Source organism: Haladaptatus ordinarius (assembly GCF_054177595.1).
The window spans coordinates 45,214-60,906 of record NZ_JBPEHH010000018.1 but is presented as its reverse complement, the minus strand read 5'-3'; the positions used below and the strand labels follow the sequence as shown (position 1 = coordinate 60,906).

The window sequence follows — 15,693 nt, the reverse complement described above, 5'->3', positions numbered from 1 at the left end:
GAGACGAACGATTCGAGCTCGGTGCGTTCCTCGTCTGAAAGATCAACCGTATACTCCTTGTTTACCATATCCTCTCTAACAGATTGTCTCTTAACAATCTATGGTTGACGAAGCACTAGCGTCTCTACTGATACGATGATTCTCCCGGAACAACCTACAGTGAGCGAATGATTCCACGTAGACTATTGCTAGGGCAAAACGAAGCCCTCACTCGCTCCGCTCGTTCGCCCTTCAACCGCCAGGAGACCGCCCTACTCTCCCCCGTCGAGCGCAGAACGAGCCATTGCGGCGAGTTCTGCGCTCGTGGCCGTGTGAGAAGTCGAAAAGTCGTCTGAGAAGGTGGAACGTCGTCTTGGAAAGTTGAAAGTCGTCCCGGAAAGTCGGAAATCGTCTGGGTGAGAAGCCAAACGATTCGAAAAGCCCGGACTCGCTACTTCCACTCGACGTCCTCTAGCGGTTCCGCCACGACACCGTCTTTCTGGACCAGCACCCGTGCATGCCCGGTACAGACCTCTCGATTCTCGGCCCACGGGATATGCAGGCGCACCGACGCCTCGTCGTCGCAGTCGTCCTCGGCACACTCCATCGTCCGACCATTGGGCGTCGCCCCTAATCGGTGTACCGCTCGATTTCTTCCTGCGCCGCGTCGTTCCCGTACTGGTCGACGAGGGGCTGGAAGGCCGAGCCTAACGCCCGCATGGCCTCGCCCGTCGAGTGGAAGCCGAGTTCGTCCGCTACCTGCGGCCACCGGTAGGCTTGCAACACCTTCCGCACCAGCAGGCGCCCCTGTCGAGGGGAGAGCAGGTCCGGTTCGGCCGGATCGACCAACTGTTTCACGACGAGTCGCCGGAAGGGCTCGGGGGCGTGGTCGAACTGTCCCGGACCGTAGGCGCTGGCGGCGACGAGTCGCCACTCCCAGTCCGAGAGCGACGGCGAGATGGTGGAATCGGTCGCCCGAAGCGCCTCCCGCACCACGTCCGGTTCCATATCGCGGAGAGCATCCGAGAGCACCGACGCGATTCGCCCTACGAAGTGCCGGGTGTGACGGTCGTACAGGTCGCGGCCCGCGTCACTGAGTGGGTCGAGCATGAGCGCCGAGTACTCGCCGCTGGCGTCGTTGCGTGTGGTCGAGAGCTGGACGGTTCGATAGCCGTTCTCGCGCCAGAACCGAAGCAGTTCGGGGGTCGCACCGAACCCCGTGCCGAGCCAGTCTACGTCTGAGAACTCGCGTCGAATCTCGCCGAGCAAGCGCGACCCCAGCCCCGACGAGCGCACGGCGTGGTGGGTGGCGATGCGCATGACTCGCAGTCCCTCCGGAGCCCCGGCGTCGAAGTCACGCAGTTGCGTCGTGAGAACGTCGGGGAGCATGTTGCCTCTCACGCGTCCGCCGTCGTACATGTGCTCGCGCACGCTCGCGGGGAGATTCCCTTCCCGAGCCAGCAGCACGACGCTGACGACGTGACCGCCACGGCAGAGCGCCCGCACGTCGACGTTCGGTGCGTCTAGCAGACGCGCGAGGTCCGCTGGTTCGGTTCGATAGTGGGCGAGGACGAGCAGGTCGAACGTCTCGCGGAGGAGATTCTCGTCTTCGAGCAGGTCGTCCGGTTCGAGTTCTCGGTACTCGACCGTCTCGGGAGTCGCGTCCGCGACGAGGGGGTCGACTGCTGGACGGGCGTCGAGTGCGAGCGCGCGGAACGCCCACACCTCCACCGGGTCGCCCGGCGCGTAGCGGATGGGCTCGACCATGTTCACGTCGGTCACCTCGTGGGTGCTCTCGGTGAGTCGGTCGCGGAACCGAACCGAGAACCCTCGTCCCGCGCCTTCGTAGCCGTGAACCGTCGTCGTGAACGCGACGCGGGGAAAGTCGAGAAATCGCTCCAACAGGCGCACCGAGAGGGCGGCGGCTTCGTCCACCAGCACAACGTCGGGAGTTGGGTCGGAGTCGACCGCCGTCGTCGGTTTCTCGAATCGAACGACACCACCCGACTCGGCCGAGATTCGCGTCGGCGGGTCGTGGTCGGTGTCGGCGAGCTCGTCCAGCGTATCAAGCACCGCGCCCGCGCGGACGAACACCTCGCGGGCACTCCGGTAGCTTCGAGCGGTCACCAGCACGTCGTCTCCGTCCGCGGCGAAACAGCCGGCAGCGATTCCGGCAGCACTCGATTTCCCCCTGCCCCGGTCTGCCTGCACGACGACCACGTGATTCTCCTCGCGGAGGGTCTCTAAGGCGCGAACCGCCGTCGTCTGGTCGTCGGTGAGGCAGGCTTCGTATGCGGCGGTGGGAAACTCGTGTTCGGGAATCGAGCGCGTTCGATTCCCGATTTTCGGGGCGCGACTCGTCAGGCCGTCTCTCTCGACGGTTCGCAAATCGATGTCGACGATGGCGACGCCGGGGTGTGCGCGGAGCGTGGCGACGAAACGTCGTCGGAAATGGCCGGTCACGTCTTCGACGTCGAACGGTGGTACCGCGAGCGTCTCGTCGAACTCGTCTCGCCGCGTCGGCCACGAATCGAGCGGCGGCGCGAGCAGGACGAAGAGACCGCCGCCATCCACCGCGCCGACGACCCGCCCCAGTGCGTTCGGGTGGAGTTCGTCGTGTGCGTCGAAGACGATGGCCTCGTGAGTCGTTCCGAGAAGGGCACCGGCGCGGTGCTGGCTGACCTGCTCGCAGTCGAGTGCGCGCCGGGAGGAAACCTGCGTCGTTTCTGCGAGTGGAATCGCCGCTGCGTCGAGTGCGCGTCGGACGGCGGCGTATCCCGCGTCGCGGTCGCCCGCGAGCACCAGCAGTCGTCGTTCGTTCGACTGTCGGGCTTCCGCTTTCAGGGCGGTCGCCACCGACGCGACGTCCATACGCTATCTTCGGAAGGGCGTCGCAAGGATGTTTCTCTTCGGTGTGATTAAGGTCAGGAGTCGTGGCGAGGTGAGGTCGGGTGATGGCGCCAGACCCACTCGCGCTTCGCGGGGACCTCGCCAGTTTCAACTGGGACGTTATCGAATAAATGCTTTCTGGCGGTGGCGGTACTTCGAGGCGAACCGACCGGTTTCGTCTCCCCAACCCGCCTCCTTCACCCGGTGAGCGACGCCCCGGCGTAGATGGAGACGACCAGGAATATCCAGACGGCGTCCACGAAGTGCCAGTACATCGAGACAGTGCTGACCGACGTGTCTCGGTCGGCGTCGTACTGCCCCATCAGAGCCCGGACCAGCAGAATCGCCATGAGGACGACGCCGAGCGTGACGTGGAGGCCGTGGAGGCCGGTCAGGCCGAAGAACGCGCTGCCGAAGACGCCGGACGTGAGCGTGAATCCCTCGTGGCTGATGAACTCGTAGTATTCGAATATCTGTCCGCCCAGGAAGACGACCGAGAGGAGGAGGGTCGTGGCAAGGAGTCCGAGGAACCGTCTTCGATTCCCCCGGTGTAGCGAGACGTGCGAGAAGTGGAGAGTGAAACTACTGACGACGAGGACGAGCGTGTTCGCGAGGACGAGCGAGTTGAGCAGCGGCGGGATGGTCTGTCCGGTCGGAGGCCACGTCCCCGTCCGGATGAAGAAGTAGTAGACGAACCCGGCACCGAACGTCGCCAGTTCGGTGCCGAGGAAGAGAATCATCGCCCACCGCAGTTTCGTACTCCCCGTCGCCTCGCGGCTCCAGTACCGGCCGACGAAGCCGTGGTAGAGCCAGCCGTAGAGACCGACGAGAAAGACCACCGTGCTGGCGACGAACACCGCGGGCCCGGACATCGCCGGGACGTAGGCGTTGTCCCCGTGGCTCAGAACGTATAGCCCCGCTCCGGCGTACAACCCCGTCGCACCCAGCGCGGAGACGAAGGGCCACCACGACGCCTCGCCGAACCCCTGTGGCCAGTCCTCCGTCGCCGGATGGTGAACGTGTTCTCGTTCTTCCATTCTTTCTCCACTCGTGGTCTCTATGCCTCCCTCACTCATTGTCTTCACACCCCACTCATAGCGCGGAGTACGGGCCGTGGCGTCAAAACCCTCATTCAGATTTCTCGAAGACGTTTCGGTCGGCAATTTGCTGTGAGAGAAGTGAAACGTTTTTGTCACCCTTCCGTCTCGTCTCTTGTATGCCCGGACCCGTCTTTCTCGAAGGCGAGCGCGTCGAACTGCGAACCACCGAGCGTGAAGACATCGACCTCCTGCAGCGAGCACGAAGCGACCCCGACTTGCGGAAATCACTGGGGGTTCTTACGGCCGTACTCCCACGAACAGGTCGAGGAGTTCTACGAGAACACGATAACCGCGAACAACGGCGACGCGAACTTCGTCGTCTGTATCGATGGCGAACCCATCGGCGAGGTGAGCGTGTTCGACGTCGAACGCGACCACGGCGAAATCGCCTACTGGATAGACACTGACTGGCAGGGAGAGGGATATGCCACGGAGGCGGTGTCGCTCCTGCTCGATTACGTCTTCGACACGAGAGGGCTTCATCGAGTCGTCGCGAAGGTCGTGGAGTTCAACGGTGCATCGCGAACCCTCGTCGAACGCCTCGGATTCACACAGGAAGGGCGGTTGCGAGACCACGTCTTCTCGGGTGGCGACTACCACGACGTGCTGTTCTACGGTCTGTTGTGCGACGAGTATTCCTCCGGGAGTCGATAAACTAAATGCCCGAAATCACCCAACACGGATGCGTGCGCACGCGTACCACTCAGTCGTCTATTTGAAAGCGTTTTTATGGGGGCATAATCTACTGACGGGTACAACCTGTGCGGGGTTGATGATGCTCCTAGCCATACAGGACTCATCCGGCAGGGGAGCCTGAGCCAGCGCACAGGGAGGTGAACAACCCATGCCAGTATACGTCAACTACGACGTCCCAGCCGACCTTCAAGACCGAGCGCTCGAAGCGCTCGAAGTCGCACGGGACACCGGAAGTGTAAAGAAAGGAACGAACGAGACGACCAAGGCAGTCGAACGAGGTAACGCAGACCTCATCTACGTCGCCGAGGACGTCCAGCCGGAAGAGATCGTCATGCACCTGCCCGAACTCGCAGACGAGAAGGGAATTCCCTTCGTCTTCGTCGAGACGCAGGACGATGTCGGCCACGCCGCTGGACTCGAAGTCGGCAGTGCCGCCGCGGCCATCGTCGATGCGGGCGAGGCTAGCGAGGACGTAGACGACATCGCCTCCAAGGTCGAGGAACTGCGGTGAGGTGGTAGACGATGAGTGCTGAAGAGACCGGACAGGAGGATTCCACCTCCGCCGAGGTCATCGAAATCGTCGGCAAGACTGGGATGCACGGCGAGGCCATGCAGGTCAAATGTCGCATCCGAGAGGGCGAGAACCAAGGGCGCATCATCACGCGCAACTGTCTCGGCCCCGTCCGCGAGGGCGACGTGCTCCAGTTGCGTGAAACCGCACGCGAGGCGGACTCCATCGGAGGACAATAATGCCACAGACGCGAGAGTGTGACTACTGCGGAAACGACATCGAACCCGGGACGGGCACGATGTTCGTCCGGACGGACGGAACGACCATCCACTACTGCTCATCGAAGTGTGAGAAGAACGCCGACCTCGGGCGCGAACCGCGCGACCTCGAGTGGACCGAGGAAGGCGCTGGTGGTGAACAATGACCGAGCGAACCTTCGTGATGGTCAAGCCCGACGGCGTCCAGCGCGGCCTCATCGGTGAGATCGTCTCCCGATTCGAAGACCGCGGGCTGAAGCTGGTCGGCGGGAAGTTCATGCAGATAGACCAGGAACTCGCCGAGGAACACTACGGCGAGCACGAGGGCAAACCCTTCTTTGAGGGCCTCGTGGATTTCATCACCTCCGGACCCGTCTTCGCGATGGTCTGGGAGGGACAGGACGCGGTCGCACAGGTTCGCACGATGATGGGCGAGACCGACCCCGCCGAGTCAGCGCCGGGAACGATTCGCGGCGACTTCGGACTCGACCTCGGTCGCAACGTCATCCACGGTTCGGACACCGAAGAAGGTTCCAACGAGCGCGAGATTTCGTTGTTCTTCGACGAGGACGAACTCGTCGAGTACGAGAAGAACGACGCCGAGTGGCTGTACGAGTAAATCCAGCCTCGATACGACTTTTTACGACACGAACCGATCGTACTAGTGAATTCTTTTTCGATATCTATTCGGTTGCCGAGGGTGGGTAGTCGTCTCTGTAAGCGTGTGAAACACGCAACGACCCGAACATATTTGTCGGCATTCGAATGTGTGGAGATATGGGACACTATCTCGCGTGCGGAGAAGAACTCGTCGAAGTCGTCGAAAGTGACACGGATGCCAAATTCAGCGACGCAACCGTCTGGGAGTGTCCGAAATGCGGGGGCATTCTCGGTGTCACGGAATACGGCGTGTGAGACCGATAGCCGGTCCCCACTTCGTTCATGTCGAACGGGCTACCACGAATTAACAGGCAATATTTTCCGCTACACGCCAGGTCACGACAATCGATAGCGTACCCCACCCGGGGGAAAACTGTGAGCGACACTGAATCACCAGAAAGCGGAGCACACGAACACCACGAACACCACGAACACCACCACGAGGTAGAGGGGCCGGGGTACGCGACGCCACAGGCAGCCATCGAACAGGCCGAGCGCGAGAAGATAGCGTACGTGCCATCGCTGTACGTCGGCACGGACATCGACGCACCGGACTTCCTGTCGGTCGTCAACGTCGACCCGGATTCCGACACTTACTGCCAGGTCGTCGACAGGGTGGAGATGCCCAACGAGGGCGACGAGTTACACCACTTCGGCTGGAACGCTTGTTCGTCGTCCTGCCACGTCGAGGGACTGGAGCGCCGACACCTCGTCGTTCCGGGCCAGCGGTCGTCGCGACTCCACATCGTGGACACGAAAAACCGCGAGAACCCGGAGATAGTGAAGACCATCGAACCCGAGGAAGTGTACGAGTACGACCTCTCGGCACCGCACACCGTCCACTGCATCCCCGACGGCGAGATACTCGTCTCGATGCTGGGCAACGCCGAGGGCGACCTGCCGGGTGGCTTCCTCGAACTGAACGAGGAGTTCGAAATCGAGGGGCGGTGGGACCCGCCGGGCGAAATCGGTATGAACTACGACTACTGGTACCAGCCCCGGCACAACGTGATGGTGTCGAGCGAGTGGGCCGCACCGAAGACCTACTACCCCGGCTTCGACCTGGAAGACGTGGAAGCGGGCAAGTACGGCCACAAAATCCACTTCTGGGACTGGACGAACCGAACGGTCGAACAGACCATCGACCTGGGCGAGGAGGGGCTGATTCCGCTGGAGGTTCGATTCCTCCACAACCCCGAGGCAGCCCACGGTTACGTGGGCGCGGCGCTCTCCTCGAACATGTTCCACTTCTACGAGGAAGACGGCGAGTGGCACGCCGAGAAGGTCATCGACGTCGAACCGCGCGAGCACGAGGACTGGGACATGCCGGTGCCGGGTCTCATCACGGACCTCCTCGTCTCGATGGACGACCGGTACCTGTTCTTCTCGGATTGGCTCCACGGCGACGTGCGGATGTACGACGTGAGCGACCCGAAGAACCCGCGACTCGCCGACCGGGTGTGGGCCGGCGGACTCTTCGGCCCGCGCCATCCGACCGGCGAGGACGACCGACCGGTCTTCGCGGGGCCACAGATGCTACAACTGTCCATCGACGGCGAGCGCCTCTACTGGACGACCTCGTTGTTCTCCACGTGGGACAACCAGTTCTTCCCGGAGGAGGGCGAACACGGTTCCGTGATGCTCAAGGCGGACGTGAACCCGCGGAAGGGAACGATGACCCTGGACGAGGATTTCCTCGTGGACTTCGGCGAGATGCCAAACGGCCCGGCGCGGGCACACGAGATTCGGTGGCCCGATGGTGACTGCACGAGCGACGTGTGGCAGTGAGCCACCGCGTCGAACTCGTCTGGCGCGATAGCCGAACCGAAACCGTCCACACCGACGGCGAACGGTCGGTACTCGACGCGGCGGAGAGCGCGGCGGTCGGTCTGCCCTTCGGCTGTCGAATCGGCGCGTGTGCGACCTGCACGGGACGACTGCTCGACGGGCGAATCGAACACACACGACCACCGAAGGCACTGAAATCGAGGTTTTTAGACGACGGTTACGTCTTGCTGTGTATTGCACGAGCGCGAGCGAACTGTCGAATCGAGGTCGGCGTCGACGTGCAGACCGACCTCGTGACGAATCCGTGGAAGTAACCCACGGACCATCACGAAACGGTCGCCGAACCTCTCGACCGGCATACGTTTATTTATATCGGCTCGCTCACAGTTCGATACATGGACACGGACATCACCCGTCGGGCACTCGTCGGGGCGATTCTCGGTGGGAGCGTCGTCGGCGGGTCGCTCTCGCCCGTTCGGAGCTATCTCCGGCGATTCGCGCCACTCAGCGGAACGGCGTGGGAGGGAGCGACCGACCGCACCGACCGGCGCGTCGAGAGCCCCTACGGTCCGGCAAAACTCCGATACGACGACGACGGCGTTCCGAACGTGACGGCAGAGGACGGACGGGCGCTCTACTTCGCGGTCGGGTACGCTCAGGCCCGAGACAGGCTGTTTCAACTCGACCTCCAGCGCCGACTGATGCGCGGTCAGGTGTCTGCCGTCGTCGGTGACGCGGCCCTGGAGTCGGACGAGTTCCACGTGCAGATGGATTTCGCGGGCGCGGCGGCGGCGACGTGGAATCACGTTTCGGATACCGACACGGGGAAACTCGTCGAGGCGTTCTCCGAGGGCGTCAACACCTACATCGAGAACGAATCGCTCCCGCTGGAGTTCGCCCTGCTGGAGTACGACCCCACCCTGTGGACGCCCGCAGACACCATGCTGATGGAAAAACAGATCTCGTGGAATCTGACCGGGAGCTTTCTCACCCTCCGGCGTGCGAAGGTCGCCGAGATGCTCGGCGGGGAGGCAGCACGCGACCTGTATCCGGCACGACTCGACCACGACTCGCCAATCGTTCGAGACAGTGGCCGCGAGAACCGCGGCCAAAACCGGGACGAGAGCGGCACCGAGCACGCTGGCGGGGGAGCGAGTGCGTACGAACCCCCGAGGGAGACGGTCGGTGAGTCGCTGCTCGACTGGGTGAGCGAGTTCGAACGCGGACACGGAATCGGGTCGAACAGCTGGGTCGTCTCCGGAGAGCACACCGCGAGTGGAAAGCCCATCGTGGCGAACGACCCGCACCTGACTCTCATGGCCCCGCCGGTCTGGTACGAGATGAACCTTCGAGCGGGCGAGATGCAGGTTCGCGGCGTCACCTTTCCGGGCGTGCCGTTCGTCGTCATCGGGGAGAACCACGCCGGAGCGTGGGGGTTTACGAACACCGGGGCAGACGTCATCGACTTCTACGATTACGAGACGGAAGGCGACCGCTATCGATACAGAGGCGCGTGGCGCGAGTTCGACACCGAGCGGCGGGAGATAGAAGTTGCCGACGGCGAGAACCGCAGCGTGACGGTCAGAAAGACGGTTCACGGTCCGATGCTGGAACGGGAAGGCTACCGCGTCGGCGTCGCGTGGACGGGCCACACCGCGACGGAGACGACGCTGGCGATTCACCGCTACAGCGAGAGCGAGGGGATGGACGACGTACTCTCGGCGACCCGGCAGTTCGACCTGCCGACACAGAACCTCGTCCACGCGGACCGGGATGGCAACACCCTCTACTACGTCACCGGTCGGATTCCGAGGCGGACGGTGGACGGCGAGCGGGTGCGAGGCGACCGCATCTTCGACGGTTCCGCCGGGGAGGGCGAGTGGACGGGCTTCGAACCCTTCGGCGTCTCCTCATGGGAGGGGTTCGTCCCGTTCGAGGAGAAACCGCACGTCGTCAACCCGGACGTGCTGGCCACCGCCAACCAGCGCGTCACCGACGACCCGTATCTCTCGGAAGCCTACTCCAGTCCCTACCGCGGTCAGCGGATTTACGAACTGCTGGACGCGGCGGTAGATTCCGGCTCGGTAAACGTGGCGACGATGGAGGCGATACAGGCAGACACGCTCGACAAGCGCGCTCAACGACTCGTACCGGAACTGCTCGAGGCGGCGCGTGGCGAAGACGACCTCCAGTCGACCGTGAAGACGCTCTCCGAGTGGGACTACCGAATGCGCCGCGATTCGCGGGGCGCGCTGTTGTTCGCTCGCTGGTTCGACGCCTTCCGCGAGGAGGTGCTGGGCGACGAGTTCGAACGGGCGGGGTTAGACGAGAGCTACTACCCCCGCGACTGGGTTCTGGCACACCTCCGGGGAAAACGGTGGTTCGGCGGCGACGGGAGGAAGACGGCGATGGTTCGGGCGCTACACGACGCCCAAGCGGAGATAGAGGAGGCGGGCTACGAGACCTACGGCGACTACAACACGACCCGGGCGATAACACACCCCTTCGACCAGTCGTTCCTGAACTATCCCCACCTGCCGACGGACGGGTCGAGCCACACCGTGAACAACTATCGGGTGGAGTCCGCCGCCGGCAGCAGTTGGCGGATGATTTGTCCGATGGGCGGCGATTCGGAGGCCATCTTGCCGGGTGGCAACTCGGGTGATTACTTCTCCGACCACTACCGCGACCAGCTGCGGGCGTGGGCGAACACGGAGTACAAATCGATGGCACGCGAGATTCGCGGGGACGTCGCCGTCACCTTTGAGGAGGGACGATGAGCCGACTCGACGCGGTTCAGGACGACGACACTCGCCGATGGATGCTGGTCGGCGGGGGAGCAGTGCTCGGCCTCGCGCTCGCGTGGTTCCACTGGCTCGGCTTGCTGGTCGGCGGCGCGCTGGTCAGTCTCCCCACGAGAGAGTGGAAACGCGGGGTGCTCGCAGGGCTCGGTTTCGGCGTCCTCGCCATCCTCGTTTTCGCCGGACTACTCGCCGCACACGGCACGCTCGCTCCGGCGGTCGAGATGGGTCAGATTACGTTCCTGGCCGTCGGCGTGCCGCTCGTCGCGGGAGGAATCGGTGGGCTGGCGCGGGCGCTGGTCTGAAAATTCGCCGCGCGTGTTCGGGGTCAGTCGCTACCGCCGAAGGTCCTCCAACACCGAAATCGCGCCGTCTGAGTACGACTCGGAGACGACCGTCTCGGCGGCCTGTTTCGCCTTTTCGTCGGCGTTCGCTACGGCGTAGCTCTCGCCGACGACGCCGAAGGTGGAGACATCGTTTTCCGAATCGCCGACCGCGACGAACTCCTCGGGGTCGCGGCACAGCAGTTCTGCGACGGATTTCACTCCCATTCCTTTGCTCATCCCCGACGATTTGACGTGGTAGGCGTAGCCGGTGTCGACCACCTCCTGGCCGTGTTCGCTGGCGAGTTCTTCCAGCGGGCCGAGTGGCTGGTCGCGCTGGACGGCGATTTCAGTCTCGCGCCAGCGATTCGTCAGGTCGGTCTCTCCCCACCCCAACTCGTAGCCCGTCGCTTCGTACGCCTCGGCGACTCGGCGGGCGGCCTCGCCGTCCCCGTTTTTCGTCACCTCGTCGTCCACCAGGACGATGCCGCCGTTCTCGGCGATGACACACTGTGGAATGCGGAGGAAGTGACAGAGGGCGACCGGATAGGGAAACGCCTTCCCGGTGGCGACGACGACCGGCGCATCCCAGTCGGGAAGCAGGTCGAAAAACCGCGGGTCGATGGAATCGTCGGGACGGGTCATCGTACCGTCGATGTCGAGGACGAGCGGCGGAACCATGTCCGAACTTCGGGTGTCCGGCACTTAGTCCCGGTGTTTCGCCGGTCTTCCCCGGCGGGTCGTCGCCCCCAGTCGCGGGTCTTCCCGACCACGTCGCCGGATACGCGTCGCGGCGTTACAGCCCCATCGTCGGTACCCAGACGCTCTGGGGGAAGACGTCGAGGATAGTGAGCACCGCGATGAGGAAGGTACCGACGACGATGGCCGCCGCAGGCGGGTCGAGGTGGGTGTCGGCGTGCGCGTAGAACACTCGCTGGACGATTTCACCGGCGAGCGCGCAGACGACGCCGAAGACTCCACCGACTGCCAGCGCGGGGAGTATCGGAACCGCCGTCGCGACTTCGGCGGGGGGGATCTGCGAGACCGACACGCTCGCGGGAGCGAGCGCGAGCGCCGCCGTACTCGCGGGAAGGCTGATGTGGTGTGTGACCGGAATCCGCTCGACGCCGCAGTTGAGGAAGACGAGACTCGCGGCGCTGATACCGAACGCGAGGAACGGACTCCCCGTCTCGTAGGCGATGAACGCCGCGAGGATGCCGACGACGAGGCCGATGGTCGCCACGTTCGCCCACTCGTACTGGTGAGGTAACCACGGTTCGACGACGAACCGTCCCTCCGCGGTCGCTCCACCGTCGGCGACCGGTTCGTCGGGCGTCGTCTCGCCGCCCTCCGTTGCTGCTTCGCCGATGACGCGGCGTTCACCATCCTCGAACGGTTTCATGTCGAGGATGCCGCCGCTGGTGTCGCCGACGAGGTCGTAGCCGAAGACGAGTCTGTGGGCGACGGCAGAGAGCACGACGCCCATGGCGATCGGGTCGTAGGGCATCGAGAACGACGACGAGAGGACGGTCAGCCAGTACCCGAGGATACCAAACACGCCGCCGACGCCGAGTACGTCGGGTTTCGTCCCCTGCGCGAAGGCGATGTCTTTCGCGTTGTGGTAGTCGAATCCGGATTCCATGTACCCTTTCTTCGCGGCGTAGGCGGCCGCGGCCGCACCCCCCGCGAAACTGATCGCGGGTGAGAACGGCGCGCCGAACGCGATGGTACCGGTGATGCCGACCGCAGCGAGTTCGCCCGCCGCGCCCGCTTCGGACGCACCGGCGACGGCTTTGCCGATGATGTTCGCGGCCTCGCCGGCGATGACCATGAAACCGGTGAAGATGAACGCCGGAAGCGCCCCGAGCGCCGCACCGAACGCGCCCCCGGCGAACGCGGCGATGAGCATCTCCACGGCGAACAGCGGTGTCAAATCCGCCATCTCAGTCACTCCCTTCTCGGGCCCAGTCGAGCGAGCGTTCGACCGCTTCCTGCCAGCGACCGTACTTCTCGTCGATGTCGGCGTCCGGTTCGGTTTCGAACTCGCGGTCGACCTGCCAGTTGTTCCGCAGTTCGTCTACCGTCTCCCAGTAGCCGACGGCGAGACCAGCGGCGTACGCGGACCCGAGTGCGGTCGTCTCGTCGACGACCGGGCGGACGATGTCCGCGCCGAGGATGTCGGCTTGCAGTTGACAGAGGAAGTTGTTCTTCACCGCGCCGCCGTCGACGCGCAGGGTGTCGACACCGATGCCACTGTCGGCTTCCATCGCTTCGGCCACGTCGCGGGTCTGGTAGGCGATACTCTCTAGCGTGGCACGAACGATGTGCTCTTTTCGTGTGCCGCGGGTCATCCCGACGATGGTGCCGCGAGCGCGCTGGTTCCAGTGCGGTGCGCCGAGGCCCGTGAACGCCGGCACGACGTAGACGCCGTCGGTCGAATCCACGCTCCGCGCGAGGGTTTCCGTCTCCGCCGCGTTCGAGATGATGTCCATGTCGCCGAGCCACTCGATAGCCGCCCCGGTGACGAAGATGGAGCCTTCGAGCGCGTACTGGACCGGTTCGCCCGACCGCTGGAAGCCGACCGTCGTCAACAGCCCGTGTTCGCTCTCGACGGCCTCGTTGCCCGTGTTGAGCAGGAAGAAACTCCCCGTCCCGTAGGTGTTCTTCGCGTCACCCGCGTCGAAGCAGGTCTGGCCGAACAGGGCCGCCTGCTGGTCGCCGAGCGCACCCGCGACGGGAACTTCCGCACCGAGGAAGCCCTCGGCGTCGGTCGACCCGTACGTCTCGTCGTCACTCGATGGCCTGACCTCGGGCAGCATCGCCTGTGGGACGCCGAACTCCGCACACAGGTCGTCGTCCCAGTCCATCTCGTGGATGTCGAACAGCATCGTCCGCGAGGCGTTCGTCACGTCCGTGACGTGTTCGCCCGTCAGATTGTAGACGAGCCACGAGTCGATGGTCCCGAACAGCACCTCACCGTCGTCGGCTCGGTCGCGCAGGTCGGCCGGGCGCGCACGTTGGGTTTTGATGGGGTCTGCGTTGTCGAGCAACCACTCGGCTTTCGTCGCCGAGAAGTAGGCGTCCGGTTCGAGCCCCGTCTTCGACCGAACGTCCTCGGTCTTGCCGTCTTCCTCCAACTGCTCGACGCGGTCGGTCGTCCGGCGGTCCTGCCAGACGATGGCGTTGTGAACCGGCTTGCCGGTGTCCGCGTCCCACAGCAGGGTCGTCTCCCGCTGGTTGGTGACGCCGAGTGCCGCCAGTTGACCGCCCTCGATTCCGGCCTCCGAGAGCGCGGACTGGATGACCGACTTCGTGTTCTCCCAGATTTCGAGGGGGTCGTGTTCGACCCACCCCGGTTCCGGGTACATCTGTTCGTGTTTCTCGTATGCGTTCGCCACGACCGTTCCGGCGTGGTCGAACACCATGAACCGAGTGCCGGTCGTGCCCTGGTCGATGGAACCAACGTAGGTTTCGTTCGAAGCCATGTCCACTGGTGCGTAGTGCTAACAAATAAACCAGGGTTATAACTATATGAAGTCAAACATGTTGGAAAGGCTATCTGAAAGAGAGCGATAATCGGTGCGCTCACAGCTACCGTTCGACCGCTTTCGTGGGGAGAGAACGGCCTTTTCGATTCACGGCTCCACGACGAGTTTCCCGAGGAAACTCGTCTCCATCACGTCGCGCTGTGCGTCGTCGACCTCGTCCAGCGAGTACACCTGTTCTATCTCCGGGACGATCTCGCCGTCGGCGACCAGACGAGCCAATCGTTCCAACACCACCGAAATGTCGGGGGTGTTGAACATGCTCATCAGCGTGATGGTGAGTTCTTTCGAGCGCGCCGCCGGGACGTTCTCGAAGCCCGCCGTTACGTCTTCGTTACCGATGCCGACAACGCGTGCACCCTGCGCGGCCACGTCGGCGTCGAAGTGGAGGTAATCGTCGAGACGGTGGTCGAGGACGACGTTCGGTTCGCCCGCCTCGCCCACCGCGTCCGTGAGGTCGTCGCGTGCGTAGTCAAGGACGGTTCTCGCACCAAGGTCTGCGAGACGGTCGTGATATCCTTCGCTCGCGGTCGTCGTCACGCGTGCGCCGGTCGAGGCCGCTAGCTGGACGGCGACGTGACCGACGCCGCCGCTCCCGCCGTGAATCAGACACGTTTCGGCGGGTTCGAGTCCGGCGTGGTCGACCAGTGCCCGCCACGCCGTGACGCCGACGAGGGCGACTGCGGCACCTTCGTCGAAGCCGACCCCACTGGGGAGGAGCGCCACTCGGTCGGTCGGCGTCGTGACGTACTCGGCGCAGGTACCCGGTCTGTCGTTGCCGAGGCCAGTACCGAACACCCGGTCATCTTCGGCGAATCCGTCGACGTTCGTGCCGACCGCTTCGACCACCCCGGCGAAATCGGACCCCGGAATCCACGGGAGGTCGCCGGGTGGGTACGACCCCTCGCGGAAGTAGGTGTCGACGGGGTTCACCGCGGCGGCGCGAACCGCCACGAGCAGTTCGTCGTCGTCCGGTTCCGGTCGGTCGACGTCGTCCACTCGGAGTACCTCTGGCCCACCGTGTTCGTGATAGCGTACTGCGCGCATACCCGAACCAACGTCGGGCAGGAAAATAAGTCCGCAGGGAACGCAGGCTACCGCCGACGTGTTCGGATTACCAACCGGTCCGTCTGGACGCCGACTG

The 15,693-nt window shown here is 63.9% G+C and carries 17 protein-coding genes; 10 read left to right on the top strand and 7 right to left on the bottom strand.

Going from position 1 to position 15,693, the window contains the following annotated elements; genetic code table 11:
* Positions 1-430: 430 nt before the first annotated feature.
* From ACR3FF_RS08830 to ACR3FF_RS08820, 3 genes are all read right to left on the bottom strand, one after another.
* Positions 431-586 carry a DUF8014 family protein gene (locus ACR3FF_RS08830; RefSeq protein WP_458187627.1) on the bottom strand — a complete coding sequence of 52 codons (156 nt, stop codon included), beginning with the start codon at positions 584-586 and terminating at the stop codon, positions 431-433.
* A 23-nt stretch (positions 587-609) separates the two neighbouring features.
* A complete protein-coding gene (gene tmcA / locus ACR3FF_RS08825) occupies positions 610-2,850 on the bottom strand; it encodes a tRNA(Met) cytidine acetyltransferase TmcA (protein WP_458187626.1) in 2,241 nt (746 codons plus the stop codon).
* A 215-nt stretch (positions 2,851-3,065) separates the two neighbouring features.
* A complete protein-coding gene (locus ACR3FF_RS08820) occupies positions 3,066-3,905 on the bottom strand; it encodes a cytochrome c oxidase subunit 3 (RefSeq protein ID WP_458187625.1) in 840 nt (279 codons plus the stop codon).
* Between the two features lie 234 nt (positions 3,906-4,139).
* Here ACR3FF_RS08820 and ACR3FF_RS08815 point away from each other — a divergent pair, with 234 nt between their 5' ends.
* The 10 genes from ACR3FF_RS08815 to ACR3FF_RS08770 all read left to right on the top strand — a co-directional run bounded on the left by ACR3FF_RS08815 (position 4,140) and on the right by ACR3FF_RS08770 (position 10,986).
* A complete protein-coding gene (locus ACR3FF_RS08815; protein ID WP_458187624.1) occupies positions 4,140-4,622 on the top strand; it encodes a GNAT family N-acetyltransferase in 483 nt (160 codons plus the stop codon).
* Between the two features lie 190 nt (positions 4,623-4,812).
* On the top strand, positions 4,813-5,175 hold the full coding sequence (rpl7ae, locus tag ACR3FF_RS08810) for a 50S ribosomal protein L7Ae (RefSeq protein ID WP_227376482.1): 363 nt from the start codon (positions 4,813-4,815) through the stop codon (positions 5,173-5,175).
* 11 nt (positions 5,176-5,186) lie between these two features.
* Positions 5,187-5,414 (top strand): 30S ribosomal protein S28e, encoded by a 228-nt coding sequence (locus ACR3FF_RS08805; protein ID WP_049970866.1) that lies wholly within the window; start codon positions 5,187-5,189, stop codon positions 5,412-5,414.
* Entirely contained in the window at positions 5,414-5,599 is a 186-nt protein-coding gene (locus ACR3FF_RS08800; protein ID WP_458187623.1) for a 50S ribosomal protein L24e, read from the top strand. The genes ACR3FF_RS08805 and ACR3FF_RS08800 overlap by 1 nt, the downstream gene beginning before the upstream one ends.
* The gene (ndk, locus tag ACR3FF_RS08795; protein ID WP_458187622.1) at positions 5,596-6,051 is read left to right on the top strand and encodes a nucleoside-diphosphate kinase; all 456 of its coding nucleotides are present in this window, start codon (positions 5,596-5,598) and stop codon (positions 6,049-6,051) included. Before ACR3FF_RS08800 ends, ndk begins: the two co-directional genes overlap by 4 nt.
* A gap of 158 nt (positions 6,052-6,209) precedes the next feature.
* A complete protein-coding gene (locus ACR3FF_RS08790) occupies positions 6,210-6,347 on the top strand; it encodes a hypothetical protein (RefSeq protein ID WP_458187621.1) in 138 nt (45 codons plus the stop codon).
* A 120-nt stretch (positions 6,348-6,467) separates the two neighbouring features.
* Positions 6,468-7,880, top strand: coding sequence for a selenium-binding family protein (locus ACR3FF_RS08785; RefSeq protein ID WP_458187620.1), 1,413 nt, complete (start codon positions 6,468-6,470; stop codon positions 7,878-7,880).
* Complete coding sequence (locus ACR3FF_RS08780; protein WP_458187619.1) at positions 7,871-8,194, top strand: 2Fe-2S iron-sulfur cluster-binding protein; 324 nt, start codon at positions 7,871-7,873, stop codon at positions 8,192-8,194. Before ACR3FF_RS08785 ends, ACR3FF_RS08780 begins: the two co-directional genes overlap by 10 nt.
* 81 nt (positions 8,195-8,275) lie before the next feature.
* Positions 8,276-10,660, top strand: a complete 2,385-nt coding sequence (locus tag ACR3FF_RS08775; protein WP_458187618.1) for a penicillin acylase family protein — start codon at positions 8,276-8,278, stop codon at positions 10,658-10,660.
* Positions 10,657-10,986: a hypothetical protein gene (locus tag ACR3FF_RS08770; protein WP_458187617.1), complete on the top strand. Its 330-nt coding sequence runs from the start codon at positions 10,657-10,659 to the stop codon at positions 10,984-10,986. The genes ACR3FF_RS08775 and ACR3FF_RS08770 overlap by 4 nt, the downstream gene beginning before the upstream one ends.
* A gap of 30 nt (positions 10,987-11,016) precedes the next feature.
* Here ACR3FF_RS08770 and ACR3FF_RS08765 read toward each other — a convergent pair whose 3' ends face one another.
* From ACR3FF_RS08765 to ACR3FF_RS08750, 4 genes are all read right to left on the bottom strand, one after another.
* Positions 11,017-11,685 (bottom strand): HAD-IIB family hydrolase, encoded by a 669-nt coding sequence (locus ACR3FF_RS08765; RefSeq protein WP_458187616.1) that lies wholly within the window; start codon positions 11,683-11,685, stop codon positions 11,017-11,019.
* 115 nt (positions 11,686-11,800) lie between these two features.
* Complete coding sequence (locus tag ACR3FF_RS08760) at positions 11,801-12,946, bottom strand: DUF7973 family transport facilitator (protein WP_458187615.1); 1,146 nt, start codon at positions 12,944-12,946, stop codon at positions 11,801-11,803.
* Position 12,947: 1 nt separating this feature from the next.
* Positions 12,948-14,489 carry a glycerol kinase GlpK gene (gene glpK / locus ACR3FF_RS08755; RefSeq protein WP_458187614.1) on the bottom strand — a complete coding sequence of 514 codons (1,542 nt, stop codon included), beginning with the start codon at positions 14,487-14,489 and terminating at the stop codon, positions 12,948-12,950.
* 150 nt (positions 14,490-14,639) lie between these two features.
* A complete protein-coding gene (locus ACR3FF_RS08750) occupies positions 14,640-15,596 on the bottom strand; it encodes an NADPH:quinone reductase (RefSeq protein ID WP_458187613.1) in 957 nt (318 codons plus the stop codon).
* Between the last annotated feature and the right edge of the window lie 97 nt (positions 15,597-15,693).

Excerpts from the sequence above, each read along its gene's own strand:
- ACR3FF_RS08770 (WP_458187617.1), top strand. The coding sequence starts at position 10,657 with ATGAGCCGACTCGACGCGGTTCAGGACGACGACACTCGCCGATGGATG.
- ACR3FF_RS08790 (WP_458187621.1), top strand. The coding sequence starts at position 6,210 with ATGGGACACTATCTCGCGTGCGGAGAAGAACTCGTCGAAGTCGTCGAA.
- ACR3FF_RS08775 (WP_458187618.1), top strand. The coding sequence starts at position 8,276 with ATGGACACGGACATCACCCGTCGGGCACTCGTCGGGGCGATTCTCGGT.
- ACR3FF_RS08750 (WP_458187613.1), bottom strand. The coding sequence starts at position 15,596 with ATGCGCGCAGTACGCTATCACGAACACGGTGGGCCAGAGGTACTCCGA.
- ACR3FF_RS08805 (WP_049970866.1), top strand. The coding sequence starts at position 5,187 with ATGAGTGCTGAAGAGACCGGACAGGAGGATTCCACCTCCGCCGAGGTC.
- ACR3FF_RS08765 (WP_458187616.1), bottom strand. The coding sequence starts at position 11,685 with ATGGTTCCGCCGCTCGTCCTCGACATCGACGGTACGATGACCCGTCCC.
- ACR3FF_RS08760 (WP_458187615.1), bottom strand. The coding sequence starts at position 12,946 with ATGGCGGATTTGACACCGCTGTTCGCCGTGGAGATGCTCATCGCCGCG.
- tmcA (WP_458187626.1), bottom strand. The coding sequence starts at position 2,850 with ATGGACGTCGCGTCGGTGGCGACCGCCCTGAAAGCGGAAGCCCGACAG.
- ACR3FF_RS08830 (WP_458187627.1), bottom strand. The coding sequence starts at position 586 with ATGGAGTGTGCCGAGGACGACTGCGACGACGAGGCGTCGGTGCGCCTG.
- ACR3FF_RS08800 (WP_458187623.1), top strand. The coding sequence starts at position 5,414 with ATGCCACAGACGCGAGAGTGTGACTACTGCGGAAACGACATCGAACCC.
- glpK (WP_458187614.1), bottom strand. The coding sequence starts at position 14,489 with ATGGCTTCGAACGAAACCTACGTTGGTTCCATCGACCAGGGCACGACC.
- ndk (WP_458187622.1), top strand. The coding sequence starts at position 5,596 with ATGACCGAGCGAACCTTCGTGATGGTCAAGCCCGACGGCGTCCAGCGC.
- rpl7ae (WP_227376482.1), top strand. The coding sequence starts at position 4,813 with ATGCCAGTATACGTCAACTACGACGTCCCAGCCGACCTTCAAGACCGA.
- ACR3FF_RS08820 (WP_458187625.1), bottom strand. The coding sequence starts at position 3,905 with ATGGAAGAACGAGAACACGTTCACCATCCGGCGACGGAGGACTGGCCA.